21 protein-coding genes are annotated in these 25,001 nt (G+C 64.8%); 12 read left to right on the top strand and 9 right to left on the bottom strand.

Going from position 1 to position 25,001, the window contains the following annotated elements; all coding sequences use genetic code 11:
* Positions 1-14: 14 nt before the first annotated feature.
* The 5 genes from BEK68_RS18615 to BEK68_RS18595 form a co-directional block, all read right to left on the bottom strand.
* A complete protein-coding gene (locus BEK68_RS18615) occupies positions 15-908 on the bottom strand; it encodes an MBL fold metallo-hydrolase (RefSeq protein WP_027693601.1) in 894 nt (297 codons plus the stop codon).
* A gap of 16 nt (positions 909-924) precedes the next feature.
* On the bottom strand, positions 925-2,286 hold the full coding sequence (locus BEK68_RS18610; protein ID WP_024542343.1) for an MFS transporter: 1,362 nt from the start codon (positions 2,284-2,286) through the stop codon (positions 925-927).
* A 49-nt stretch (positions 2,287-2,335) separates the two neighbouring features.
* Positions 2,336-3,352 (bottom strand): succinylglutamate desuccinylase/aspartoacylase family protein, encoded by a 1,017-nt coding sequence (locus tag BEK68_RS18605; protein ID WP_024542344.1) that lies wholly within the window; start codon positions 3,350-3,352, stop codon positions 2,336-2,338.
* A gap of 117 nt (positions 3,353-3,469) precedes the next feature.
* The gene (locus BEK68_RS18600; RefSeq protein WP_024542345.1) at positions 3,470-4,345 is read right to left on the bottom strand and encodes a LysR family transcriptional regulator; all 876 of its coding nucleotides are present in this window, start codon (positions 4,343-4,345) and stop codon (positions 3,470-3,472) included.
* A 99-nt stretch (positions 4,346-4,444) separates the two neighbouring features.
* Positions 4,445-5,329, bottom strand: coding sequence for an aldo/keto reductase family oxidoreductase (locus tag BEK68_RS18595; RefSeq protein WP_024542346.1), 885 nt, complete (start codon positions 5,327-5,329; stop codon positions 4,445-4,447).
* Positions 5,330-5,441: 112 nt separating this feature from the next.
* Between BEK68_RS18595 and BEK68_RS18590 the strand changes: the two genes are divergently transcribed.
* Positions 5,442-6,344 carry a LysR family transcriptional regulator gene (locus BEK68_RS18590; RefSeq protein WP_004631317.1) on the top strand — a complete coding sequence of 301 codons (903 nt, stop codon included), beginning with the start codon at positions 5,442-5,444 and terminating at the stop codon, positions 6,342-6,344.
* A 118-nt stretch (positions 6,345-6,462) separates the two neighbouring features.
* Here the strand turns inward: BEK68_RS18590 and BEK68_RS18585 are convergent, their stop codons facing one another.
* Positions 6,463-8,112 carry an APC family permease gene (locus tag BEK68_RS18585; protein WP_024542347.1) on the bottom strand — a complete coding sequence of 550 codons (1,650 nt, stop codon included), beginning with the start codon at positions 8,110-8,112 and terminating at the stop codon, positions 6,463-6,465.
* 362 nt (positions 8,113-8,474) lie between these two features.
* Between BEK68_RS18585 and BEK68_RS18580 the strand changes: the two genes are divergently transcribed.
* Complete coding sequence (locus tag BEK68_RS18580; RefSeq protein ID WP_024542348.1) at positions 8,475-9,830, top strand: MATE family efflux transporter; 1,356 nt, start codon at positions 8,475-8,477, stop codon at positions 9,828-9,830.
* Positions 9,831-9,851: 21 nt separating this feature from the next.
* Here BEK68_RS18580 and BEK68_RS18575 read toward each other — a convergent pair whose 3' ends face one another.
* Positions 9,852-10,448, bottom strand: coding sequence for a helix-turn-helix domain-containing protein (locus BEK68_RS18575; protein WP_024542349.1), 597 nt, complete (start codon positions 10,446-10,448; stop codon positions 9,852-9,854).
* Positions 10,449-10,535: 87 nt separating this feature from the next.
* On the opposite strand from BEK68_RS18575, the gene kbl reads away from it, so the two are divergent.
* The 9 genes from kbl to BEK68_RS25120 all read left to right on the top strand — a co-directional run bounded on the left by kbl (position 10,536) and on the right by BEK68_RS25120 (position 22,336).
* Positions 10,536-11,753 (top strand): glycine C-acetyltransferase, encoded by a 1,218-nt coding sequence (gene kbl, locus BEK68_RS18570; RefSeq protein WP_024542350.1) that lies wholly within the window; start codon positions 10,536-10,538, stop codon positions 11,751-11,753.
* Positions 11,753-12,736: an NAD-dependent epimerase/dehydratase family protein gene (locus BEK68_RS18565; protein WP_024542351.1), complete on the top strand. Its 984-nt coding sequence runs from the start codon at positions 11,753-11,755 to the stop codon at positions 12,734-12,736. Before kbl ends, BEK68_RS18565 begins: the two co-directional genes overlap by 1 nt.
* 109 nt (positions 12,737-12,845) lie before the next feature.
* Complete coding sequence (locus BEK68_RS18560; RefSeq protein ID WP_009240075.1) at positions 12,846-13,088, top strand: hypothetical protein; 243 nt, start codon at positions 12,846-12,848, stop codon at positions 13,086-13,088.
* Between the two features lie 578 nt (positions 13,089-13,666).
* Positions 13,667-14,680 carry a LuxR C-terminal-related transcriptional regulator gene (locus BEK68_RS18555; RefSeq protein WP_024542352.1) on the top strand — a complete coding sequence of 338 codons (1,014 nt, stop codon included), beginning with the start codon at positions 13,667-13,669 and terminating at the stop codon, positions 14,678-14,680.
* 73 nt (positions 14,681-14,753) lie between these two features.
* Positions 14,754-17,219, top strand: coding sequence for a poly-beta-1,6 N-acetyl-D-glucosamine export porin PgaA (gene pgaA / locus BEK68_RS18550; protein WP_024542353.1), 2,466 nt, complete (start codon positions 14,754-14,756; stop codon positions 17,217-17,219).
* A 50-nt stretch (positions 17,220-17,269) separates the two neighbouring features.
* Positions 17,270-19,432, top strand: coding sequence for a poly-beta-1,6-N-acetyl-D-glucosamine N-deacetylase PgaB (pgaB, locus tag BEK68_RS18545; protein ID WP_024542354.1), 2,163 nt, complete (start codon positions 17,270-17,272; stop codon positions 19,430-19,432).
* Position 19,433: 1 nt separating this feature from the next.
* The gene (gene pgaC, locus BEK68_RS18540) at positions 19,434-20,717 is read left to right on the top strand and encodes a poly-beta-1,6-N-acetyl-D-glucosamine synthase (protein ID WP_004631327.1); all 1,284 of its coding nucleotides are present in this window, start codon (positions 19,434-19,436) and stop codon (positions 20,715-20,717) included.
* Positions 20,714-21,724 (top strand): poly-beta-1,6-N-acetyl-D-glucosamine biosynthesis protein PgaD, encoded by a 1,011-nt coding sequence (locus BEK68_RS18535; protein WP_024542355.1) that lies wholly within the window; start codon positions 20,714-20,716, stop codon positions 21,722-21,724. The genes pgaC and BEK68_RS18535 overlap by 4 nt, the downstream gene beginning before the upstream one ends.
* 381 nt (positions 21,725-22,105) lie before the next feature.
* On the top strand, positions 22,106-22,336 hold the full coding sequence (locus BEK68_RS25120; protein ID WP_004631329.1) for a hypothetical protein: 231 nt from the start codon (positions 22,106-22,108) through the stop codon (positions 22,334-22,336).
* Between the two features lie 169 nt (positions 22,337-22,505).
* Here BEK68_RS25120 and BEK68_RS25825 read toward each other — a convergent pair whose 3' ends face one another.
* Positions 22,506-22,823 (bottom strand): hypothetical protein, encoded by a 318-nt coding sequence (locus BEK68_RS25825; protein ID WP_170816398.1) that lies wholly within the window; start codon positions 22,821-22,823, stop codon positions 22,506-22,508.
* A 13-nt stretch (positions 22,824-22,836) separates the two neighbouring features.
* Positions 22,837-23,760, bottom strand: coding sequence for a LysR family transcriptional regulator (locus BEK68_RS18520; protein ID WP_004631331.1), 924 nt, complete (start codon positions 23,758-23,760; stop codon positions 22,837-22,839).
* A gap of 126 nt (positions 23,761-23,886) precedes the next feature.
* Here BEK68_RS18520 and BEK68_RS18515 point away from each other — a divergent pair, with 126 nt between their 5' ends.
* A complete protein-coding gene (locus tag BEK68_RS18515; RefSeq protein ID WP_004631332.1) occupies positions 23,887-24,975 on the top strand; it encodes a tartrate dehydrogenase in 1,089 nt (362 codons plus the stop codon).
* Positions 24,976-25,001: the final 26 nt, after the last annotated feature.

Below are 25,001 nucleotides of genomic sequence, written 5' to 3'. Positions count from 1 at the left end.
TGCGGCTGCCAGTGCTACACCTGCGCCTGCGCGTAGCTCCATTCGAAACCGTTTCTTGAACGCTGCACCTTGCCCGCCGATGTTTCCGGAAAATGGGCGGCGAAGACGATTGCATCCGTTTCGGCCGCCCGGTCCAACAGCCAGCGCCGCGAATCACGCGCCTGCGCCTGATCCAGGCAGAACACCGAGTTCCATTCCGGCTGGTGCACCTGGATCGCGCTGTGCATGACGTCGCCAGAGAACAGCGCCGTTTCGCCGCGTGAGCGCATCTCGATCGCCATATGGCCGAAGCTGTGCCCAAACGTGGGCACGAAGCGAATGTCGTCAACGATCTCTTCGCCCGCGTTGCTCACTGCGCGGGCCTGCCCCGCTTCAATCAGCGGCAGCACGCTGTCTTCGAAGACCATGCGCCGCGGTTCGCCTTCAGGCATCGCGAAGAAGTCCCGCTCGCGCTGTCCGAACACATACGTCGCGTTGGGAAAGACCGGCGTCCACCGCCCGTTCTGCCAATGCGTGTTCCAGCCGACATGGTCCACGTGCAGGTGCGTCAGCAGGACGTAATCGACCTGTTCCGGCCGAAAGCCGGCGGCCCCAAAACGCTCGAGCACAGGATTGTCGAGCCGGTCGAACAACGCGCTGAACGGACGCGATTTGCCGTTGCCGATGCCGGTATCGACGACGACGGTGAGCCCGTCGGCCTGCACCACCCACAGATGCGTTTTCAGTGGCACGCGGCGGTTGGTCAGATCAAGGCTCGCGGTGGCAAAGCGCTCGTCGAGCGCGTGGCCCGCTTCTTCGTTCCAGAGCGGGAACAGGCGTTCCGGCGGCAGCGCAAAATCGGTCTCGTCAACGCGTGTGATGGTTGCCGCGCCAACGTGATGGACGGGGGAAGCAGATTTCACCAGCATGACGGTTCTCCAAAAGTCATCGGGCGTTGGCAGCGGGCACCCGCCGTGTCGCAATTGTGTAAAGCACCGCGCTGACCAGCGCAGACACACCGCCCACCACTGCAAGTGCCATTCCCAGGCTGGTGCCAGTTTGCCCCATGCGCTCGTTCAGGTAGCCGACAGACAGCGGGCCGACACCGCCGCTGATTGCATTGGTCATGAACACCAGCAAGGCGAGCGACCGGCCGCGCATGCGATTTGGCATGGCGATCTGCAGCGGCACGGGTGCCAGGCCCATCGCAATGCTGGCGGCAAATGCGCAGACGCCGTAGAGCAGCACCGCAACGCCGCTTTGCACCACCAGCGGCATCGCAATGGCTGCGGGCACCAACACGGCGGCAGCGCACGCCGAGAAGCCCAACACGCGCCGTAATGCCGTCTCGTCGGTGACGCGTGCGGCCAGTATGCCGGCGCATGCGACGCCGAGCATGCCGCCAATCATGTAAGCGGGTGCTGCCATTTGGCCGACCACATTCGGTGCAAGATCAAACCGGCGCATTAACAGCGTCGGAAACCACGCCGCGTGTGAGTAGAACAGCGTGATGAGCGCGACATACGCTGCAAAGTACGCGAGGCAAAAGCGGTTGCGCACGAACAGCTCACTCAGCACGTCTTTGAGCGGTGGCACATCGTCTTCGGCGCGCGCCGCGTGGGCGAGCACTTCACGCCGCTGCGGCTCGCGCACGGTCAGGGCAACGAGCGCGGCCAGCACCAGTCCGGGCAGGCCCACCGCAATGAACACCGCTTGCCAAGGTGCGATGTGGTGCGCGGCAAGCCAGGCATTTGCGCCGCCCGCCGCCGCCGCAGACAACAACATGCCGCCACCGAACAGCGCCAGGCCCCCGCCTACGTACGGCCCGAGCATGAAGACGCTGCTTGCACGCGCGACCCGGCGCGGCGCAAAGATGTCGCTGAAGATCGACAGTGCAGCGGGGCTTAACGCCGCTTCGGCAATGGCAGTGCCGGCACGCGCCACGAGCAGCTCCGGAAAGTTCGTCGCGAATCCGCACGCGGTAGTCGAGATCGCCCAGATGGCGATGCACGCTGCGATCAACTTGACGCGATTGGCCCGATCGACGAGCCGCGCGACAAACACGCCCGCCGTCGCATAGCACATCGTGAAAGAGAAGCCTTGCAGCAAACCGATCTGCGTGTCGCTCAGCGCAAGCGACTGTTTGATCGGCTGCACGAGGATGCTGACGACCTGCCGGTCCAGGTAAGAGAACGCAAAGCACACAAAGAACAGCAGGACGATGTAGACGGGGTGGCCGACATTGCCGGTAACAGGCAGCGGCGCAACGTCATCGGGCGGCTCCGTTGAAAGGGTTTGGGTACGCATCGTGGTCTCCGTATTGTTATGTGGCGAGGTCAACCGAATGGCTGCCCGCTCAGTCGAGATGGGCTTCCGAGGCGAGCAGGGCGATGCAGTCACCCGGCTCCACACGTGCAAACGTACGCATGCACATGACCGTGCCGTCGCCGCGGAACGGGATGTTCTCGGGGGCTGCCCAGGGGCGGTGCGGGTCGAAAAGCCGCCCGGCGAGTTGACCGGCGCGGACTTGGTCGCCCAGGGCGAAGGTCGGCTCGAAGACGCCCGCATGCGCTGCGTACACGTAATGGCGCGCGCCTTCCACGCGCAGAAAGCGCGTCTGTTTTGGCGCTGGCACTGCCGGCTCCGGCATCACGCCAAGCCGATGCAGCACGCGCTGCAGGCCGGCTTCGACAATCGCGAGGTTGTCGGCGTCGCAGCCGGCATGGCCGCCAAACTCTCCGCAGAAGAACAACTTGCCGTGACGCTCGGCGGCAGCCGCGAAGGTCCGGTCTTCGCCAAGCAGATCCATGATCGTGGTGTGCGGTGCGCCAAAGTCGCGCACCAGTTCCAGGTACAGCGCGCGTTGTTCACCGTGCGCCGGTGGGGACGCCAGCAGCGTTGGCAGGTGATCGAACGATGCGCCGCCCGCATGAAGGTCGATCACGACATCTGCCCGCGGCAGCAGTTCGGTCTCGACATAGTGCGCAATCATTTCGGTCGGCTGCCCGTTGCGTACACCGGGAAACATGCGGTTCAGGTTGCCTCGGTCGATGGGGGACGTGCGCGAGCCATTGAGGAAAGCCGGGAAATTCAGCCCCGGGATCACGATCAGTCGGCCGCGCGTCGCCATGGACGGCAGCCGCTGGAGCAGCTTCATCAGGGCGACGGGGCCTTCGTATTCGTCTCCATGATTTCCGCCGGTCAGCAGCACAGTCGGGCCGGTCCCTGCGCCGGCATTGCACACCGCAATGGGGATCGGAATATGCCCGTAGGCGGAGCGGTCATGTGACCACGGCAGGCGCAGCGTCCCGGTCTGGAAGCCGACGCGTTCGAAGTCGATGTCAGTGGCGATGAGCGAGGCAGACGTTGTCATGGCGGCAAGCGTGAAGACGAGGTGTCTTCACTATCGCCGACGCCAAAAAGCGCGGCCAATGCCGATTTCTGCGGCGGCCGATGCCTTGCAGGCATCGCGCTCGGAACGCGCCCGGGTCTACTGCAACTGCGCGATAAAACGCTGGAGTGCCGCGTTGGTGTGCGCCGAAAGGAAACAGAATTCCAGCGGCAGCGGTACCGACAGATCGCGCAGTTCGACAAAGCGCACGCGGGCGGGTGGCCGATGGCGATTGGCGGCGTTGACGATGGCCGCACCCATGCCGGCAGATACGAGCGACAGGATGGCGGTTTCCGTCGATGCTTCCTGCCGGATATCGAGCGTGAGCCCGCGTTCGGCACAGGCTGACAGGAGCCGGTCGTAGTAGGCGGGATAAATGCGGCGCGGAAACGCGATGAAGGGCGTACCGACAAGCTCGCTGGCGAGGACCGCGTGCTCGCTGCCAAGAGACCACGACTGCGGCACCGCCAGCACGACGTTCTGTTCCAGCACGGGCACGCCGGCGATGCTCTGCGGCAACGTGCCGAGGCGGTAACAGAAGCCGCCGTCGAGCTGGCCCGCTGCAATCGCCTCAAATTGCTCCGGCGTATTCATCGGCGTGAGTTCGAGCGCGACGTCGGGCGCGGTCTGCTGGAAGGCGCTGAATGCCTGCGAGACGATGCCGATCCACGCGGCGTTCTCGACAAAGCCGAGCCGCAGCTGGCCATGCACACCGTCTGCAATGCGCCGCGCCAGACGGTTTGCCGCATCGACGCGCGTGAGAATGTCGCGCGCTTCATCAAGGTATGCAGTGCCTGCCGCCGTCAGCTTCAGGCCGCGTGGCGTGCGCTCGAACAGCGCTGCGCCGATGGCGTCTTCAAGGTCCTGGATCTGGCGCGAGATGGCCGGCTGCGTGACGTGCAACTGCTCTGAAGCGGCCCGCACGCTGCGCAGCTCGGCCACAGCGATGAAATACCGAAGATGCCGAAGCTCCATGATGGTCCCGCGCAGTCAGGTCGTCGGCAATGATAGTGCAGCACCTGAGCCAAATCGACGGGGTGCTGCTGGCATGGCGCGGCGCCGTCATGCGCAGTATCACGCCGCCTGGTGCGAGGCATGTGCGACGGCGTCGAGTTCGCGCATCACGTCTTCCGGCAACGTCATCGCCGCTGCGCCCAGGTTCTCGCGCAGGTGGGCGACCGACGAGGTGCCCGGGATCACCAGGATGTTCGGCGACCGGTGCAGCAGCCAGGCGAGTGCGGTCTGCATGGGTGTTGCACCCAGCCGCGCCGCGACATCGTTGAGCGTGGACGACTGCAGCGGGCTGAACCCACCCAGCGGGAAGTACGGGACATACGCAATGCCGTCGCGGGCCAGTGCATCGATCAGCGCGTCGTCGTTTCTGTGGGCGAGGTTGTAGTGGTTCTGCACGCAGACGATCTCGCAGATCCGCCGTCCTTCTGCGATCTGGTTGGCCGTGACGTTGCTCAGCCCGATATGCCGCACCAGCCCCTGCCGTTGCAGTTCGGCCAGGGCCGTGAGGGGCGCCTCGATCGACCCTTCGGCGGGGCCGTGCGTGTCGAACATGATTCGCAGGTTCACCACGTCCAGCACCTCCACGCCGAGGTTGCGCAGGTTGTCGTGCACCGCTTCGGTCAGCGCCTGCGCAGAAAACGCCGGCAGCCACGCACCCTTCGAGTCACGCCGGGCACCGATCTTGGTGACGATGAGCAGGTCGTCGCGATACGGATGCAACGCTTCGCGGATCAATTGATTCGTGATGTGCGGGCCGTAGAAATCGCTCGTGTCGATGTGGTTGATGCCCGAGGCAACGGCTTCACGCAATACGGCCAGCGCGGCGTCGCGGTCCTTGGGTGGGCCGAAGACGCCGGGGCCGGCGAGCTGCATGGCGCCATAGCCGAGGCGGCGCACCTGGTGGCCGCCGATGGAAAACGTGCCGGACTGAACGATGAGAGACATGGTCACACTCCTGTGTCGAAGATCGAAGAAGAAAGGGTGACAGCAGATTAGGTGCAAGCGCGGTGCGCGATAAGGGGACATAATCCGCACGGGTTGTGCGAAAAGGCGAACAATGAAAATCGATCTGGGTGATCTGAATGCCTTCGCGGCGGTGGCGCAGGCCAAGGGCTTCCGCGAAGGTGCAAGACTGATGGGCGCGAGCGCATCCGGGCTCAGCGAGGCGGTGCGGCGGCTGGAGACGCAGCTCGGTGTGCGCCTGCTGAACCGCACCACGCGCAGCGTCTCACCCACCGAAGCGGGGCAGCGTCTGCTGAGCCGCCTGCGGCCGGCCTTGAGCGAGGTGGAAGCCGCGCTCGATGTCGTCAACAGTTTCCGCGAAAGGCCGGCCGGCACGCTAAAGCTCAATGTGCCGATGAGCGCCGCGCGGCTCGTGTTGCCCGCCATCATCCCGGGCTTTCTCGACGCCTATCCCGAGATACAGCTGGAGGTCGTGGCGGAAGAGAGCTTTGTTGACATCCTGGCTGCGGGTTTCGACGCAGGCATCCGTTATGACGAGCGGCTCGAACAGGACATGATCGCCGTTCCGATCGGCCCGCGATCGCAGCGCTTCGCAACGGCAGCGGCACCCGGCTATCTCGATCGACGCGGCCGCCCAAACCATCCGCGCGACCTGCTGGACCACGCTTGCCTGCGTGGGCGATTTGCGAGCGGCGCCATGCCGCCGTGGGAGTTCGAGCGCGACGGTGAAGTGGTCAATGTTGACCCATCGGGCCCGCTGCTCGTCCGTATTGGGGGCGCGATCGATCTTGTCGTGGACGCCGCTGTTGCCGGCGTCGGCGTCGTGCATCTCTACGAAGACTGGCTGCGTCCACATTTGGCCAGCGGGGCGCTCGAGCCAGTGCTCGAGGCATGGTGGCGTCCGTTCCCAGGGCCGTATCTCTACTATCCGGGGCGGCGGCTTGTGCCGGCTCCGCTCAGGGCGTTCATTGATTTCGTCAAGGCCGGTTCGGACTAGGACGCGATCCCAGCTTTAGCGGCCGTGGCTCTCGCTGCGGCATCACCGCAACAGTGCAAGAAAAAACGCCCGCCGGCAGAACCGGTCGGGCGTTTTTCTCCAGCGTGCAACAACGGTGTCAGACGCCTTGCGGGACTTCGCGCGGTGCACGCTTGCGGCTGCGCACCTCGGTCTGCTCTTCGTGCACGCTGTCCACCTCATCCAGGTAGCGCGTGTGCCAGCCGCTGGCCACGCCCCAGTGGTAGAAGAACAACGAGAGCACCGCCACGATGCCCATGTCCCAGCCGTACGGGATGTAGCCGTGGCCGCCGAACTCCGTGCTGCCGCAGTACGACAGCGCGGCGATGGTCGGCAGGTAGGCGATCATCCACCACGCGCCCTTGAGTTCGGTCTTGAAGTCGGGCCAGCCGGCCTTGGCCTGGTAATAGAAGTACACGGGCAGGGCCACCAGCATCAGCACGATGATCTCTCCGGTCAGCGGCCACTTGGCCCAGTACAGGATGAGCGATGCGCACACAAACGCAAACGGCGCGATGAGCGACAGCCCCGGCAGACGCAGCGGACGATGCAGCTGCGGCGAAGTGCGGCGCAGTGACATCACGCTGATCGGGCCGGTCAGGTACGAGATGACCGTCGCCACCGAGATGACAGCAGCCAGCGCGCCCCAGCCGCGGAAGAAAAACAGGAAGATGAACGACACCGCCAGGTTGAACCACATGGCCGGACGCGACACGCCAAACAGCGGATGCACGCGGCCGAAGATGGCCGGCATGGTGTTGTTGCGCTCCATCGCGTAGATCATGCGCGTGGTGGTGGCCATGTACGTGCTGCCGGTGCCCGACGGGCTGACGAAGGCATCGATATACAGCACGATGGCCAGCCAGTTCAGGTTCAGCGCAATCGCCAACTGTGCGAACGGCGAGTGGTAGTCAATGCCGTGCCAGCCGCCCACCAGCGCCTCAGGCGGCACCGCACCCAGGAAGGCCACCTGCAGCGCCACGTAAATCACTGCGGCCAGCAGGATCGACCCGATCACCGCGATGGGCACGTTGCGGCCCGGGTTGCGTGCCTCGCCCGCCAGGTTGATCGGGCTCTGGAAACCGTTGAACGCAAACACGATGCCGCTGGTGGCAATGGCGGTCAGCACGGCAGACCAGCCGTACGGCGCAAAGCCCTGTCCTGCCACATTCGCGCCCGTGCTCATGCCAAAGTTGCCTGGGTGGAAGCCCGCGGCAACCAGCGCCACCGCCGTCGCGGCCGGAATGATGAACTTGAAGATCGTGATGGCGTTGTTCGCCTTGGCAAATACCTTCACGCCCCAGTAGTTGAGCAGGAAGTACACGACGACGAGCACTGCCGACAGCACTAGCCCAGGCGGCGTCAGCTCACCGTGCTGGAACAGCGACTGCGCCCAGGGCCACGGCCAGCTGCTCATGTACTGGATGGACGCCTCGGCTTCGATGGGGATGACGGTGACGATGGCGATCCAGTTGGCCCAGGCCGCCACGAAGCCTACCAGCGAGCCATGCGAGTAGCGTGCATAGCGCACCATGCCGCCCGATTCCGGAAACATTGCGCCCAGTTCGGAATACGTCAGGGCAATGGCCAGGATGACGATGGCGCCGATGATCCAGGTAAAGATGGCTGCGGGGCCCGCGACCTTTGCAGCGTGGCCGGCGCCGAACAGCCAGCCGGAGCCGATGATCGAGCCCAACCCGGTCAACATCAATGCCCAGGCGCCGAGATTGCGTTGTACGTTTTTTTCCAAGAGGAGTCTCCGCCCCGGCGAGTCGGAAGTTCGACAGGGCACCGCGGTTTGCTTACCAGTCCGCTTAGTTCTACCGAGGCGACGCTGTTTGGGCGCCGCCCGCCGTCCCATGTGGTGGGTCTCACCAGCCCAGGACATGCGTGTGCTGGGTGACGCGTAGCATCAACCGCACCTGTCCGGCCGCGATGAAAGGCAAAACACGGTGTCTGCCTTCCGGGGGGATTCGCGTATAGTCATCGGCGACGTTGTGCGGGGTACCACACTTGCCGCCCGATTCCGGAGCCCGCAATGGGGCGCAATGATAGCGAAATCGTGAGCGGTTGCACCGCCTTTTTCATCGTTCCTCGCAGTTTTTCCTCCCTATGGAGTCCTCTTTCGCCCCTTCGGTTGCACCTGCGTCACCCGCGCGGTGGCACCGGCGCGTGCTGACGCTGGCGTTTCCCATCGTGCTGGCCAATCTGACGCAGCCGATCCTGTCGGCCGTGGATACCGCCGTGGCGGGGCACTTGCCGGGGCCGGAATACATCGGCGGCGTGGCGCTGGGCGGGGTCTTCTTCAACTTCGTGTTCTGGGGGTTTGGCTTCTTGCGCATGGGCACCACGGGGCTGGTGTCGCAGGCACACGGCGCGGGCGACACACAGGCGTTGCGGGCGAGCGTGGTGCGCGCGCTGCTACTGGCCTTTGCCATTGGAGCGGTATTGCTGGTGCTGCAGGTGCCGGCGATCCGGATCACGCTGGCGCTGCTCGGTGCGAGCGAATCCGTCACCCGCATGGCCGAGGTGTATTGCCACACACGCATCTGGTCGGCGCCGTTTGCACTGGCCAACTACGTGGTGCTCGGTACGCTGCTCGGGCGACAGCAGGTGCGGCGGGCGTTGCTGCTGCAGGTGTTCATCAACACCGTCAACATGTTGGCCGTGCTGACCCTCGTGCTGGGTGCCCGCATGGGCGTCGGCGGTATTGGCGCCGCAACGGCGCTGGCTGATATCGCAGGGTTTGGGCTCGGCATGCTGCTGCTCTGGCTGCAACGGCCCACTGGTCTGCCGCCGCTCACGCGCGCCGAACTGCTTGCCCGCAACGCTTGGCGCCGCCTGATGGGGCTGAACACCGACATTTTCCTGCGCACGCTTTGCCTTTTGGCTGCCTTCGGCTGGTTTGCCCACGCAGGGGCCAAGCAGGGCGATGTCGTGCTGGCCGCCAACGCGCTGCTGCTCAACTTCCTGACCTTCATGGCTTACGGGCTGGACGGCTTTGCGCACGCGGCCGAAGCCCTGGTGGGCGCCGCCATAGGCGCGCGGGACCGTGCTGCGCTGCGCATGGCGGTTCAGGTGTCGACGTTCTGGTCATTGCTGGGCGCGGCGCTCTTTGCCGCCGTGTACGCGCTGGCGGGCGCCGGCATCATCGGCGTGCTGACCGATCAGGCCGCCGTGCGTGAAGCCGCGCGCCACTATTTGGTGTGGGCAGCGTTGCTGCCGATCGTGTCGGTATGGGGCTTCCAGTTTGACGGGGTGTTCATCGGCGCGACGCGCACGCGTGAACTGTTGGTGACGATGGCCGTGGCGGCTGCCGCGTTCTTGGGCTTGTCAGTCACGCTGCAGCCGCTGTGGGGCAACCACGGGCTGTGGTTGTCGATGCTGGGGTTCATGGCGCTGCGCGGGCTGATGCTCGGGGTGCTGCTGCCGCGCGTGTGGCGCGCGCCTGAACTGCAGGCAGCCTAGGCAGCAGCCGATCTGCAGCGCTTACTGCGCGTATTCCACCACCAGCAACGCCGTCGCCACCGTCTTGCCGGCGTTTGAGATGGCGTGCTGCACATCCCCCGGATAGCGCGCCGATTCCCCATGCCGCACCTTCTTCTCGCTCGGGCCGGATTGCACCGTCACCGTGCCGCTCAGCACCGAGATGTGCTCCTTCGAGCCCAGCTCGTGCGGCTCTGACGCCAGCACGCCGCCGGGCTGGATCGCCAGTTCATACCATTCAAAGCGCGCTGCCAGGTCGACGGGGCCAAGAATCTTCAATTCGCACTTGCCATCCGGGCTTTTGATGACTGGGATGGAGTGAGCGGGGATGACCGTTACCGCGGGCGCCGCATCGGCCGTGCCTTCGGGCGACAGAAAATCGGCCAGCCCCACGCCAAGCGCGGTGGCCAGGCGCCACAGCACGGCGACAGTCGGGTTGGCCAGGTTGCGCTCCACCTGCGAGAGCATGGATTTGGACACACCTGCGCGCCGCGACAGTTCATCGAGCGACAGCTTGCGTGCCTGACGCAGCGCCTGCAGCTTGGCGCCAACGGCGGGCGGGCCGTTGGCAAGGACTTCGGTGGCGGGGGCTTGTGCCATCGGGTGGTATCTTGTAAATTGAACAAATTATTCGATATATCGAACATGTTCGATTTATCGATCAACGCAGTCTACAGGAGCAGCACCATGGGGACAACGCAGGCCAGCGCTACGACCGACGCCTTCTACGCGCACATCCGCCGTGAACTGGACGCCATCGAGGAAGCCGGTCTCTACAAGACCGAGCGCATCATCACCTCGCCGCAGGGCGCTGTGATCCGCACGGCGGACGGCAAGGAGGTCATCAACCTCTGCGCCAACAACTACCTCGGCTTGTCGTCGCACCCGGAGGTGCTCAAGGCGGCGCACGAGGCGCTCGACACGCACGGCTTTGGCCTCAGCTCGGTGCGCTTCATTTGCGGCACGCAAGACCTGCACAAGACGCTGGAAGCGCGGCTGGCGAAGTTTCTCGGCACCGAAGACACGATCCTCTACGGCTCGGCGTTCGACGCCAACGGCGGGCTGTTCGAAACGCTGCTCGGCGCTGAAGACGCGGTCATCAGCGACGAGCTGAACCACGCGTCCATCATCGATGGCATCCGCCTGTGCAAGGCGCAGCGCTATCGCTACAAGCACAACGATCTGGACGACCTGCGCTCGCAATTGCAGGCCGCTGACGCGGCGGGCGCGCGCTTCAAGCTTGTGTTTACCGACGGCGTGTTCTCGATGGACGGCACCATCGCCCGGCTGGATGAGATCCGCGCCATCTGCGATGAATTCGGTGCGCTGCTGGGCATTGATGAATGCCATGCCACGGGCTTTCTCGGCAAGCGGGGGCGCGGCTCGCACGAACACCGCGGCGTGTTTGGCAAGATCGACATCATCACCGGCACGCTGGGCAAGGGCCTGGGCGGTGCATCGGGCGGCTTCACGAGTGCGCGCAAGGAAGTGGTGGCACTGCTGCGCCAGCGTTCGCGGCCGTATCTGTTCTCGAACACGGTGGCGCCGTGCATTGTCGGGGCCACCATCAAGGTGCTCGATCTGCTGGAAGCCGACACCGCGCTGCGCGACAAGCTGGAAGACAGCGCGCTGTATTTCCGCCGCAAGATCGTCGAACTAGGCTTCGATATCAAGCCGGGCGACCATCCCATCGTGCCGATCATGGTGTACGACGCACAGAAGGCGCAGGCATTGTCCAAACGCCTGCTCGAGTTGGGCGTCTACGTGGTCGGCTTCTTCTACCCGGTGGTGCCCAAGGGGCAGGCGCGCATCCGCGTGCAGATCAGCGCAGTGCACGAGCGCGTGCAACTCGATGCGGCGCTCAAGGCGTTTGAAACCGCCGGCAAGGAACTGGGGATTATCTGATGAGCACCGGTATCAGCGCGAATGTTGGAACGGCGCCGCGCATCCTCATCATCGGCGCCAACGGGCAATTGGGGACGGAGCTGGCCGCTGCGTTGGCCGAGCGCTACGGCAACGGCAACGTGGTGACCAGCGACATGGTGCCCCGGGGCCGCCACCCGCAGATCCGCCACGAAACGCTGGATGTGACCGATCGCGGCCAGCTGCGCGAGATCATCGAGCGCCACGGCATCACGCAGATCTATCACCTGGCGGCGGCGCTGTCGGCCGCGGCAGAGCAATCGCCCACGTGGGGCTGGGCGCTCAATATGAATGGCTTGCTGAACGTGCTGGAAGCGGCGCGCAATCATCAGCTTGAGCGGATCTTCTGGCCCAGCTCGATCGCCGCGTTCGGGCCCACCACCCCTGCGGACAACACGCCGCAGAGCACGATCATGGAGCCCAGGACCGTCTACGGCATTTCGAAGCTGGCGGGAGAAGGCTGGTGCCGCTGGTATTTCGAGCACCACGGCGTGGACGTGCGCAGCCTGCGTTATCCGGGCCTGATCTCGTACAAGACCGCGCCGGGCGGCGGCACGACGGACTACGCCATCGACATCTTCCACTCGGCCGTCAAGGGCGAGCGTTATACGTGCTTCCTTGAGCACGACGAGGCGCTCCCCATGATGTACATGCCCGACGCCGTGCGCGCCACGATCGAGTTGATGGAGGCGCCCGCCGAACGCATCAGCGAGCGCGGTAGCTACAACCTGGCAGGCGTGAGCTTTACGCCGGCGCAGCTGGCTGCGGAGATCCGCCGGCACCGTCCGTCGTTCGAGGTGGCTTACGCGCCGGATTTCCGCCAGGCGATTGCGGCCAGCTGGCCCAATTCCATCGACGACTCGGTTGCCCGGCGCGATTGGGGCTGGAAGCCCGAATACGGTGTGGCAGAGATGACGGCCGACATGCTGCAGAACCTGGGGCACTTGGCTGCGCACCCCGCCTAGCCAGTTTCAGTCAGCGGAATTGCGGGCATTGCACGGCGCTGTTTTCTGTTTCGCTTCGATCGGTTGTGTTCAACAATGCAGCATGGCCATCACTTCTCGTCCCTGCCGCATGCCCCGTTCGACGCCCGACCCCGCGCCGCGCCATCGCGACGATCCGCCCGCCAAGCGCACATGGTGGGTGCCGGTGCTGCGCATGTCGGTGGCCGCGGGCGTGGTGGCGGCGATTCCGCACACTTCGATCCAACTGCCGTTCGCCGACGGGGCCTGGATGCTGCATACGGCTGCTGGCCTCATCTTCGTGGTGGGCGCCATCGACAGCCTCTTCCTCTTTGCCATGCGCCATAAGCCCTGAAGAGGCGCATCGGTCATCTATCCGCCTGCGGTCCCGCCAATGATGTGGCGAATGCGGCGCTCACTCGGTAAGTTTTAAAACAGGTTGTAAAAACGTTCAGTGGACAACCGGCGGGATGATCCGGCCTGTCGTCACACGCCTCCGATTCGTAACCAAATCGTTACAGAAATGGAGTGGATTTGCGGCGTCGCACCAATCGCTGCTGCTGGCCGCCAATCCTTTGCCACAGTGGGTTTCCACCGCCCTCTGCACGACGTCATTTGTGCTCCAAGTGTAAGCAGATGTTGCGCTGCACGTAGGTGGCCCGATGCTTGCTCTATGTCCTGCGGTCACTCTGTATGTGCAAGGCAGTTCCGCCACATGCAGACAGGTTTTTCCAATAAGCGAATCCGGAACCGGATTGGTCCCCACGGTCCCCACGGCATTCGCACTTCGCTTCTCCAGAGCCGGCACATCGCCGGCGGCAGGGCGCTTCTTTTGGACGGTCCCGGGGTTTCGACGGTCATATGCGTGCTCGCTCGCAGCTGCAGGCGTGTGCGCGCTTGACCGGAATCGCTTCACAAGAAAACGAGGAAACCATGAAAGCAGTCCTGCTGGAGAATCATCCGTTGCTACGAGCCGGACTTGCGCAGTTGCTCGCGCATCCCACCCTCGGCCTGGAGGTCATCGCCCCGGCATTGCCCGCTGGCGTCCCTGGCGAACTGCATGCTTGCGATGAACGCGCCGACCTGCTCGTCATCGGTTTGGACGAGGCCGATGGCCCGACTGACGCCGGCCAACTCGCTGCCCAATTGCGCGAGGCCATCGACAGCAGCGAGGCCAGCCGGGTGGTGCTGCTCGCGGCCAGCCTGTCTGCCGACGAGGCGCACGTTGCCATGACGTGCGGTGTGGACGCTTACTGCGCCAAATCGCAACCGCAGGAAGTCTTGCTGGCCATGCTGCGGCTCGTGCTGGCCGGCGGCCAGTCGTATCCGGCGCTGATGCCACGTGCGGCCAGCGCGGCCTTGCCGATGCTCTCGATGGAGGCGTCCGAAGCGGCGCAGCGGCTGAATGTTTCGCTGCGACAGTACGAAGTGCTCGTGTTGCTGTCGCGCGGCCACTCCGTCAAGGGTGTCGGTCGCCTGCTGGGCATTTCGGAAGCCACCGTCAAGACGCACGCGTGCACGCTGTATCGACGCCTGAACGTGCGCAACAAGAGCGAGGCCGTGTACGCCGCCATGCGCCTGGGGATTCCGCTGGAACTGCAGGGCGGGGCTGCCGCCACCATCGGCGCTGCATCTGCACAGACATCGGTCCAGGTGTCTGGCGATGCACAAGACGCAGACCTGTTCGTGCAAACCGCTGCACGCACACCGACTCCGCTCCAGGCCAGCGCACCGGCCCGAGACGCGGTGATGGCGTCTTCCTCCCCCCAGATGGGGGCGCCCGAGCGGACGAATGCATCGGTGAACGCATCGGTCACTGAACTGGGCGCCGAATCCCGCTGGGCCGCCATGACGCGGGCCTTTGGCGGCGTGACCGGCGGTGTAGCTCCTGCCAAGCCGATGCGCGCCCCGGTGCGCACCGCCAACGGTACGGCCCGCCTCGGCTGACGCAGCCCAGGCACCTCTTCATGCAATGCGGATGACGTGCGCCTGCACGGGCCGCCCACTGGACATGACAACAATGACACCCCACGAGCCACTCTCCTGGAGCCTGCCAGCCGAGCGCACCCGCGCGGCTGTGGCATGGCATCCCCGCCGCTGCGCAATTGCTGCCGCCACCGTTGTGGTGGTCGGTACGGTGCCCATGATCGCGCACGCCGCGACCGACGCTGCTTCCAGCGCGGCCACGCGTCGCCTGATCGACACGCAGTTGGCCGACGCGGCGGGCAAGGGCCCGGCCACCTCTGCATCTACCACCGTCATCGTCGGCGGTGACGATCTGCCGGTGTCTCCGGCCAGCACGCTGCTGGTTGCACAACAGGCGGTGCCGCCCGCAGAGTCGTCCGTCACGACATCGCCCGCGGCAACCACGCAGGCCCCCGCATCGTCGATGCCTGCTGGCCAGGCAGCCCCCCCGGCGCCTCCGTCTGCACCGCCGTCGCCTACGGTGATCCTGCCGCCGGGCGCTCCGACACCGGAACCGGCGGCACGGGCGCCGGCCATGCCGTCGGGCCCGAGCGCTCAGGGTCCGGGTGCCCTGGAACCGCTACAGGTGTCGCCGGAAGCCGCCAATGCCGCCGCCACACATGCCGCCGGCAATGCCCCCGACAACGCGCCTGTCGGCCCGATGCCGACCGACCGCCAGGCCTTTCACGATGAGGTCATGCGGGAGTCGCGCGAGGGCGCAGCCACGCTGGCGCAAGAGCATCTGCGCGAGCACCCGGACTGGTTCAAGGAGAGCGAATCGTGGCACGTCGACCATGCGGCCGCCGCACAGCGCATCCGCTGGGGGCGCCAGCAGTTGAAGGTCATCAACGGGCCGGAACGCTTCGTCATCATCGATCAGGCCGTGGCCGAGATCGAGGTGCTGCTCAAGAAGGTGCCCGATACGCCAGAGAACGCAGAGTTCCGCCAGGAGATTGTGGCCGATGAAGTGGTGGCTCTGGCCTCGCGCGGGCGCATGAAAGACGCCGTCAAGCGCTACCAGTCCATGTCGCAGGCGGGCAAGGTGCCAGCGTACACGCGTGTGGCCGCAGGTGATGCGTATGCGTATCTCGATACGCCCGACAAGGCTGCCGATGCCTACGCCCGTGCGCTCAAGGATGCGAGCCCCGGCGAAATCGAAACCGGTGACGTTCAGGAAGGCCTGTTCTACGCCATGCTGGATACGGGCCGCTTTGAAGACGCCCGCGCGCTGCTCGACAAGATGAAGGCGGACAACCCGGAATACGTGCGCCTGGCGCCGGAAGCCGGCACGCCCAACCCCGATTACTCGCGCATCAAGCGGCTGGAAGCGCAGTACCTGATCCTGACGGGCCGCACGCACCAGGGCATTGCCGAGCTGGACAAGTGGCGCCACGAAGCGCCGTTCGCCGCCTCGCTCGTCAGCGCTCGTGCCGACGGCGCGATGGTGCAGACCGAGCCGTACCGCTCGCGCGACATGTACAAGACGGCGCTTGCCGAGCACCCGGATGACCTGAGCGTGGTGGCTGGCTATGGCCGCGCGTCGCTGGCGGTGGACGACCTGAAGACGGCCAAGGATGTCGCCAACGGACTGGACGAGCGCTTTCCGGAGAACGGCTCCGTGCACGCGCTGCGCAAGGATCTGGACGTCTATCAGAGCCCACAGCTCATCATCGAATCCACGGCGGACAAGGGCAATTCAGTGTTCGCCAACAACGAATTCGGCATCAGCACCAAGGCTTACAGCGGCCCGTTTGCCGATCACTACCGCCTGTTCTTCCACAATTTTGCCGGCCGTGCGCAGTTTGACGGCGCATCGCAAAGCCGCGTGCGCAACGGCGCTGGCCTGCAGTGGTTCGACACCGGCGTCGAAGTGAATGGCGAGGTGCACCAGTCGGTGGGTGCGGCGGGCAAGACCGGCGGCACGCTTGATGCCGCGTGGATCCCGAGCGATCACTGGAAGGTGTCGGGCATGGTCACCAACGATGACCTGGAGGTGCCCTACAAGGCGTACCAGGTGGGCGTGACCGGCAAGACCCTCAGCGGGAACGTGCGCTACACCTGGGATGAAACGCGCTACGCGTCGTTGACGTACGGCGTGTCGCGTTACACCGACAACAACCTTCGCAAGCGCTGGGCGGCGAACTTCTACCAGCAGGTGTTCACCTCGCCGCGCCACACCGTCGGCGTGCTGCTGGGGGCCGATACCAGCACCAACACCATGACCGGCCTGAACTACTTCACGCCGTCGCGCGACTACAGCGGAACGGCCACCGCCATCTGGTCGTGGACGCCCTGGCGCTATGCCGACAAGTCGTTCACGCAGCGCCTGTACCTGACTGGCGGCGTGTACAACCAGCAGTCGTTCGGCAACAGCCCGATGGTCGAAGCGCGGCTGGAACATGTCTGGCAGATCAATCGCAAGACGCAGGTTTCCTACGGCATCGGCTTTGGCCGCCATCGTTACGACGGCCAGCCCGAGAACCGCAAGTTCCTGTACCTGAACCTCAACATTCCGCTGTGATGCCCATGCAAGCTCTCCGACAACCGTCATTGCGACGATTCATCGCCTGGATGGCCCTGGCCGTGGTGCTGGCACTCGTGGCCGCCGTTCGCCCTGCTGCCGCCGTCCAGGTCGACTTTCTGCCCAAGCCCGATCCGGACGACGGCAAGACCTTCCGCGTGCTGTGCTTTCACGACATCCGCGACAACCTGCGCGCCAGCTTCGAGACGCTGCCCGACGGGTTTGCCGTCGATACCAAGATGCTGACGAACATGTTCAGCTGGATCCAGGCCAACGGGTACCACCCGGTCACGCTCGCGCAGATCGATGCGGCGCGCCGTGGCGGCAAGCCGCTGCCCAAGCGCCCGATCCTGCTGACGTTCGATGACGGCTATGAAAGCCACTACACGAAGGTCTTCCCGCTGCTCAAGCAGTTCCGGTTCCCCGCAGTGTTCGGTCTGGTGACGGAGTGGACCAACGCCCCACCCGGCGCGAAGATCAAGCTGTCGGACAAGCAGATCGTGCCGCGGGACTTCTTCATGAACTGGAACCAGATCCGCGAGATGCAGGCCTCGGGCCTGGCCGAGTTCGCCACCCACACGCAGGACATGCACCACGGCGCGCTGGGTAACCCGCAGGGCAACGAGATGCCGGCGGCCAGCACGCACGAATACCTGCGCAACCTGGGTCGGTACGAAACCGATGATGAGTACCGCAAGCGCGTGCGCGACGACCTGCAGCGCAGCGTTGACATCATCCAGAAGAACGTGGGCACCAAGGTGCAGACCGTGGTGTGGCCGTATGGCGCGCACAACCTGATGCTTGACCAGGAGGCCGCCAACGTGGGCCTGAAGTACATGCTCACGCTGGAGCCGGGCCCAAACACGCCCGACGTGCCGCTGACCGCCATCCGCCGAAGCCTGATGGGCTACGACACCAACACCGGCGATCTTGAGCGTTCGCTGCGCGAGCCCGTGACCCACCACGGCGAGATCAACCCTGTGCAGCGGGTGGTGCAGGTCGACATGGATTACATCTATGACCCGGACCCGAAGCAGCAGGAAGCCAACCTCGGCAAGCTGATCGACCGCATCAAGGACCTCGCGCCGCGCGTGGTCTACCTGCAGGCCTTCGCCGATCCGAAGGGCAACGGCGCCGTGGACGCGGTGTACTTCCCGAACCGGCACATGCCGGTGCGTGCGGACCTGTTCTCGCGCGTGTCGTGGCAGCTGAAGACGCGGGCCAAGGTGGAGGTGTACGCCTGGCTGCCGATGCTGTCGTACAAGCTGCCGGCCAACAACCCGGCCGCCACGCACCTCGTGCAGTCGTTGCCGGGTGCGCCGCAGAAGCCGGGCACGGTCAAGCCGCCACGGCTGTCACCGTTCGATCCGCAGGCGCGCCAGATGATCCGCGACATCTATGAGGATCTGGCCAAGAACTCGATCATCGACGGTGTGCTGTTCCACGACGATGGCGTGCTCGATGACTACGAAGATGCCAGCCCCGCTGCGCTCAAGGCCTACGAGGCCATGGGCCTGCCCGGTGACATCAACCAGATCCGCCAGTCGCCCGAGCTGATGCGCAAGTGGTCGCGGGCCAAGACCGCTGCGCTGATCTCGTTCTCGAAAGAGTTGATCGCGGTGGCGCAGGGCTATCAGAACGGCCGCGACATGCTGACTGCGCGCAACATCTTTTCGGGCCCGGTGCTCGATCCGAAGGCTGAAACGTGGACGGCGCAAAACTATGACGACTTCCTGGAAGCGTACGACTACGTGGCGCTCGAAGCCATGCCGTATATGGAAGAGGCCAAGGACCCGAAGGACTGGATGAAGAAGCTGACCGCCGCCGTGGCCAAGCACAAGGATGGCTTGAAGAAGACCATCTTCGAGCTGCAGGCGGTGGACTGGCGCAACCAGGACAAGCCGATCCCGACGACCGAACTGCGTGACCAGATGCGCGCGCTGCGTGCGGCCGGTGCGCTCAACTACGGCTACTACCCGGATGACTTCATTGCCGGTCGGCCCGATACCGAGGTGCTGCGCGATGTGATGTCGCTCAAGACGTATATCGAGACGCGCAAGCCGCCGGGCGGCAATGCGGCAAGCGTCGAGAAGCTTAACAGCAGCGCTGCGCCGCAGAGCCAGCCGCCAAAGGCCGGCGAGGCGGCTGCAGACAAGAAGCCCGCGACGACGGAAGCGGCCGCGCCGTCCCACACCAACAAGGCGGGAGGCTGAGATGGTGGACGCACTCGCCGCCAAGCGCTGGATCTCCGGCTTTGTCTTCTACTACCCGTTCTTCATGTCGTATTTCTGGATGATCGGCGGGCTGCTGCATTACTTCCTGCTCGAACGGGGCACGCAGAATGTGCGGCATCCGCTGGCGCTGCTGGGGGTTAAGAGCTACCCCAAGGTGTCGATCATCGTGCCTTGCTACAACGAGGAGGCGAACGTGCGCGAGGTGATCAGCCACCTCGTGCGCATGCGGTATCCGAACTACGACATCATCGCCGTGAACGACGGCAGTTCCGACCGCACTGGTGAACGCCTGAACGAACTCGCTGCGGAATACCCGCAGCTGGTGGTGATCCACCAGTCGTCAAACCAGGGCAAGGCGATCGGCCTCACCACCGCCGCGCAGGTGACCGACGCCGAGTACCTGATGTGCATTGATGGCGATTCGATCCTGGATGTGGATGCGATTGCCTGGATGATCCGCCACCTGATGGAGAACCCGACCATTGGTGCGGTGACAGGCAACCCGCGCATCCGCACGCGTTCGACCTTGCTCGGTCGCATGCAGGTGGGCGAATTCTCGTCGATCGTGGGGCTCATCAAGCGGACGCAGCAGATCTATGGGCGGCTGCTGACGGTGTCGGGCGTGGTCGTGATGTTCCGCAAGCACGCCATCGAGGATGTCGGCTACTGGAGCAACGACATGCTCACCGAAGACATCGACATCAGCTGGAAGCTGCAGGTGGGTGGCTGGATGATCCGTTACGAGCCGCGCGCGCTGTCGTGGATCCTGATGCCCGAGACCTTCCGCGGCCTGTACAAGCAGCGCCTGCGCTGGGCCAAGGGCGGTATCCAGGCGCTGATCAAGTACGCGCCGGCGATGGCGAGCCTGCGGCAGTCGATGATGTGGCCGATCTTCTTCGAGTACGCACTGTCGGTGGTGTGGGCGTACAACATGCTGATCGTCATCACGTGGTCGGTGCTCGGTTTCTTCATTACCCTGCCGCCCGAATGGCGTATGGAAGCGCTCCCGCGCTGGCACGGCACGCTGCTCTTCATCACCTGTGTGCTGCAGTTGCTGGTTGGTTGCTTTATCGATCGCCGCTACGACGACAACATCCTGCGCTATTTCATCGACACGGTCTGGTATCCGGTTGCGTTCTGGATCCTGAACCTTGTCACCACGGTGGTCGGCTTTCCGGCCGTCGCCTTCCAGCGTACGCGTGCCCGTGCCCGCTGGACCAGCCCTGACCGGGGCATCCAACAACAACAGGGGAATTCGCCATGACCATGCTCGTCATTGATGTTTCGCGAAACTCGATCCGACAGTCGTTTTCGGACAAGGGTGTCGTCGGTACCTTGCACCACGTGCTGTGGTTCCGCATCTTCCGGCCGGTGCTCGTGATCTCGATCTGGGGCCTGCTGGGCCTGTACGTGGGCTACTCCATCAGCAGCGTGGGCCCGAGCGGCCTGCCGTTCGAGCAACTGCGCATGTACGGCAACATCATCGCCGGCATGGGCGGGGTGCTCGTGGTGTGGATGGTGCTGTCGCGGCTGGACCGCGCCATTCGCCGCAAGATCGCCCGTGCGCCGGCAGCGCCGGCTGCCTCCGCCGGTGCTGCCGCTCGCGCGTCGCGTGGGGGGCTGCATGGGCAGCAGCAACCCGCCTGGCAGCGTCCGCGCAATACGCGCCTGCTGGTGGTCGACCACGACGATGACGGCGATATCACCCACGTGCGCTCGTGGCAGGAGTGGGCGGGCCGCCCCGCACCTGCCGGCACCGCCACACCGCCCACGCCGTTTACCCGCAGCCCGGAATACAACCCGGACGAGCCGGTGCTCGGCTCCCGCCCTGTCGGCGAGGCGATCGTTCTGAAGAACCTCGACCGCGAAGAGCCCTCGCTGGCACGCGTTGATGCGCCTGCACAGCAACCGCGCGACTTCGTGAAGGCTGTGGATGCGGTGACAGCCGATGCCGCGGGCTTCCACCGGTTTGGCTATCGCGGCCGCCTGGGCCGCAGCGATTGGGTCGAGCCGCAATCGCCCGACTCGCCGGCGCAGACGTACGCGATTCGGCCCGGCATGGCCCGCCATTACGGCAGCGTGACCGCCGTGGTGCATGGCCGTGCTGCAGTGCAGGCAGCGGACCGTGCCACGGAACGCCATCGCGCACTCCATGCATTTGGTGCGCATGCACAATTGGACGACCCCTACGCGCGACTCCAGCGCGTCGAACGCGTTGACCCGCTGCATGGCTTTGGCCGCCGCGCCAACGTCGTCGCCGACGACGTGTAAGGTCAACCCAGAGCGCAGTGCTCAGCGCCCCGGTGATGCGAGTCACCGGGGCGCATTCTTTTGTGCAATTGACTTAGCGCAAACGGAGGAGGGCGGACTTTTCTGCAATGCGCAATCGTTGCCGCCTGTGCGCTGTACGGCACGGCAAACGGTTGGCGGACCACCATCGACCAAGGGGTCGCAGATCTCCTCGCACGACGCACGGGATTTGCCCTCTTGAATGCGGCTGCGCACGTGCCTATGCTGGCTTCTCCTGCAAACCCAGCTGCTCTCTCCCGGTGTTCTCGGCGGCTCTTGCAGTGCTCATGGTGTCAGTGAAAACCACGCCCGCCCACCCGCACCGATTGCGTGCGACGGCCAACAGACAAGCTGGAGCCGACTGTGCTGAGTCCCCATGAATTTGCTGTCTTGCTTCTCGTCAACGATGGTGCCGAATCCGACGACCTCGACCGCGCCGACGTCGAAGCGCTCATCGAACGTCAGCTCGTGACGCTGGAGCGCCGTGGCCCGGATCATTGCTATGCCCGGGTGACTCTCCAGGGCTACGCGCTACTCAAGGCATCCGGACACGTTCGCACCAGCGGCCGCCGAACGGTCGCCGTGTCTCACTAGGCCATCCTCCTCATGGCAGTGCAGCCAGTCGCCGCCTGGGCGCAAAGTCCAGGCGTCAAGTGACGTGCCTGCGGTCGATACAAACAGAAACACACCGTCGGTGGCCCGGGCGCAGCTTATGCGCGCGCCTGCGCGCCACGGGGCCGGCTTCTTGCTGAATTGCAGAGGCCTATCCTGAAATTTCGACGCACCAGCCGTCGGGGGTAGGCACGCATGACAACTCAAGAGGAGCCACCCCATGAAAACCAAACACACCTTGCTCGCTGCGTTGTTTGCAGTCGCCGGTACTGCTGCCCTTGCGCAGCCCATGCCGCCAACACATCCGGAAGACCATGGTCATGAACGTGCCGAACGCATGGAGCGCCGCGAGGCGCACCGTGAACTCCGTGCCGAGCATCGCAACATCCGGCGTGACCGCGAAGCCCTGAAGCTCCGTGAGCACGAGGCACGCGAGCGTGCGCACGACGTCCACGAAGATATGGAACATCGGTGATCGAGCGTCATCCCATACGGGTCTTTTCGAACCTGCCCATCAGAAAATCCACGAACAGCCGGATGCGAGATGAAAGCTGATGGCGTTGGTGGTACACCGCATAGACGTCCGCCTCGGGCGTTGCGTATTGCGGCAACACCTGCACGAGCCGGCCGCTCTTGAGATAGCGCTCGATATCCCATTCGGCGCGCATGACAATGCCGTGCCCCTCCAGCGCCCAGTTCACCGCGATCTCGCCGTCATTGGTGGTGAGATTGCCGCGCACGTGCACGGTTTCGGTCCGGCGCTTGGCACCTTTGCCGGATGCCAGCCTCCACACACCATAGGCATCGCTGCCCTGGCGGATACCGATGCAGTTATGGCGCGCCAGCTCGGCCGGCGTTGTGGGCGTTCCGCGCTCGCGCAGGTAGGCGGGCGACGCGCAGAGCAGGCGCCGGTTGGATGCCACCTTGCGCGCGACGATGCGTGCATCGGGTGGCTCGCCAAAGCGCACACACACATCAAACAGGTCCTCATTCAGTGGGGGCGGGTCGGCAGAGAGTTGCAGTTGCACGTCCACGTCTGGATACGCCTTTACATACTCCGAGATGGCCGGCGCGATGTGCATGCGCCCGAAGCCGAGCGTGGCGTTGACGCGGAGCAGGCCGCTGGGGCGGCCCTTGGCCTGTGTGAGCAGTTGGTCCAGGTCGTCGATCTCGCCCAGGATGCGACGCGCACGTTCCAGGAGGACCTCGCCTTCCGGGGTGAGGCTCATGCGCCGGGTCGTGCGCGTCACGAGGGGCATGCCGATGCGCGCTTCCATCTGCGCCAGGCGCTTGCTGACTGCGGGCGTGGTGATGCCCAGATTACGCGCCGCCGCGCTCAGGCTGCCGGCGGTCGCCAGCGCTACGAAAAAGCCGAGTTCTGCAGGTTGGACGCCAGGAGCCGACACCGTTTTACCTTTAACTCATAGTTAAGAATGGATTAACTTTAGAGCCGATCAGCAACCGTGTCCACGCCTGAGAATCGCTGCACACCCCACGGCGACGCACCGCCGGTTCCATTCAGGAGACACCCCATGAAGACATACCGTATTGCAACCATCCCAGGCGACGGCATTGGGAAGGAGGTCGTGCCGGCCGGTCGGGAAGTCATGGAAGCGCTGGCTGCCGCGGGCGCCGGCTTCGGCTTCGAGTTCGAGAACTTCGAGTGGGGCGGTGACTATTACCGCCAGCATGGCGCGATGATGCCGGAGGACGGCCTGGACGCCCTGCGCGACAAGGACGCCATCCTGTTCGGCTCGGCCGGTGACGCGCAGATTCCCGACCACATCACGCTGTGGGGGCTGCGCCTGAAGATCTGCCAGGGTTTCGATCAGTACGCCAACGTGCGCCCGACACGGATCCTGCCCGGCATCGACGCGCCGCTAAAGCGCTGCGGCCCGAAGGATCTCGACTGGGTGATCGTTCGTGAAAACTCCGAAGGCGAATACGCCGGCGTGGGCGGTCGTGTGCACCAGGGCCACCCGATCGAGGCTGCCACCGACGTGTCGATGATGACCCGAGCCGGTGTCGAACGGATCATGCGCTTCGCCTTCAAGCTGGCGCAGTCGCGTCCGCGCAAGCTCCTGACTGTCATCACCAAGTCCAACGCCCAGCGCCATGCCATGGTGATGTGGGACGAAATCGCCGTGCAGATTGCCAAGGAATTCCCAGACGTGAAGTGGGACAAGGAACTCGTGGACGCCGCCACCGCGCGCATGGTCAACCGCCCGGCCACGCTCGACACCATCGTTGCAACCAACCTGCACGCCGACATCCTGAGTGATCTGGCCGCCGCGCTGGCCGGCAGCCTGGGTATCGCGCCCACCGGAAACATCGATCCGGAGCGCCGGTACCCGTCCATGTTCGAGCCGATCCACGGTTCGGCCTTCGACATCATGGGCAAGGGGCTGGCCAATCCAGTCGGCACCTTCTGGTCGGTCGTGATGCTGCTTGAACACCTCGGCGAGACCGAGGCCGCGCGTCAGGTCATGGCTGCCATTGAAGCGGTGACCGGCAACCCGGCACTGCACACCGGCGATTTGGGGGGCAAGGCGACCACTGCGCAGGTGACCCAGGCCGTCTGCCAATACCTCGCTACGAACCGAACAGCCAAAGCCGCATGACAGCGGGGCGGGCCAGGAGGCTCGCC

This window comes from Ralstonia pickettii, assembly GCF_001699815.1.
Lineage (GTDB): Bacteria > Pseudomonadota > Gammaproteobacteria > Burkholderiales > Burkholderiaceae > Ralstonia > Ralstonia thomasii.
Note: the sequence above shows the minus strand (reverse complement) of the source record. Positions and strands in the feature narration are given on the sequence as shown.

Excerpts from the sequence above, each read along its gene's own strand:
- BEK68_RS18605 (WP_024542344.1), bottom strand. The coding sequence starts at position 3,352 with ATGACAACGTCTGCCTCGCTCATCGCCACTGACATCGACTTCGAACGC.
- BEK68_RS18535 (WP_024542355.1), top strand. The coding sequence starts at position 20,714 with ATGACCATGCTCGTCATTGATGTTTCGCGAAACTCGATCCGACAGTCG.
- BEK68_RS18565 (WP_024542351.1), top strand. The coding sequence starts at position 11,753 with ATGAGCACCGGTATCAGCGCGAATGTTGGAACGGCGCCGCGCATCCTC.
- BEK68_RS18610 (WP_024542343.1), bottom strand. The coding sequence starts at position 2,286 with ATGCGTACCCAAACCCTTTCAACGGAGCCGCCCGATGACGTTGCGCCG.
- BEK68_RS18515 (WP_004631332.1), top strand. The coding sequence starts at position 23,887 with ATGAAGACATACCGTATTGCAACCATCCCAGGCGACGGCATTGGGAAG.
- BEK68_RS18555 (WP_024542352.1), top strand. The coding sequence starts at position 13,667 with ATGAAAGCAGTCCTGCTGGAGAATCATCCGTTGCTACGAGCCGGACTT.
- BEK68_RS18560 (WP_009240075.1), top strand. The coding sequence starts at position 12,846 with ATGCCCCGTTCGACGCCCGACCCCGCGCCGCGCCATCGCGACGATCCG.
- BEK68_RS18595 (WP_024542346.1), bottom strand. The coding sequence starts at position 5,329 with ATGTCTCTCATCGTTCAGTCCGGCACGTTTTCCATCGGCGGCCACCAG.
- pgaB (WP_024542354.1), top strand. The coding sequence starts at position 17,270 with ATGGCCCTGGCCGTGGTGCTGGCACTCGTGGCCGCCGTTCGCCCTGCT.
- BEK68_RS18590 (WP_004631317.1), top strand. The coding sequence starts at position 5,442 with ATGAAAATCGATCTGGGTGATCTGAATGCCTTCGCGGCGGTGGCGCAG.
- BEK68_RS18575 (WP_024542349.1), bottom strand. The coding sequence starts at position 10,448 with ATGGCACAAGCCCCCGCCACCGAAGTCCTTGCCAACGGCCCGCCCGCC.
- BEK68_RS25825 (WP_170816398.1), bottom strand. The coding sequence starts at position 22,823 with ATGTTCCATATCTTCGTGGACGTCGTGCGCACGCTCGCGTGCCTCGTG.
- kbl (WP_024542350.1), top strand. The coding sequence starts at position 10,536 with ATGGGGACAACGCAGGCCAGCGCTACGACCGACGCCTTCTACGCGCAC.
- pgaA (WP_024542353.1), top strand. The coding sequence starts at position 14,754 with ATGACACCCCACGAGCCACTCTCCTGGAGCCTGCCAGCCGAGCGCACC.
- BEK68_RS18580 (WP_024542348.1), top strand. The coding sequence starts at position 8,475 with ATGGAGTCCTCTTTCGCCCCTTCGGTTGCACCTGCGTCACCCGCGCGG.
- BEK68_RS18615 (WP_027693601.1), bottom strand. The coding sequence starts at position 908 with ATGCTGGTGAAATCTGCTTCCCCCGTCCATCACGTTGGCGCGGCAACC.
- pgaC (WP_004631327.1), top strand. The coding sequence starts at position 19,434 with ATGGTGGACGCACTCGCCGCCAAGCGCTGGATCTCCGGCTTTGTCTTC.
- BEK68_RS18600 (WP_024542345.1), bottom strand. The coding sequence starts at position 4,345 with ATGGAGCTTCGGCATCTTCGGTATTTCATCGCTGTGGCCGAGCTGCGC.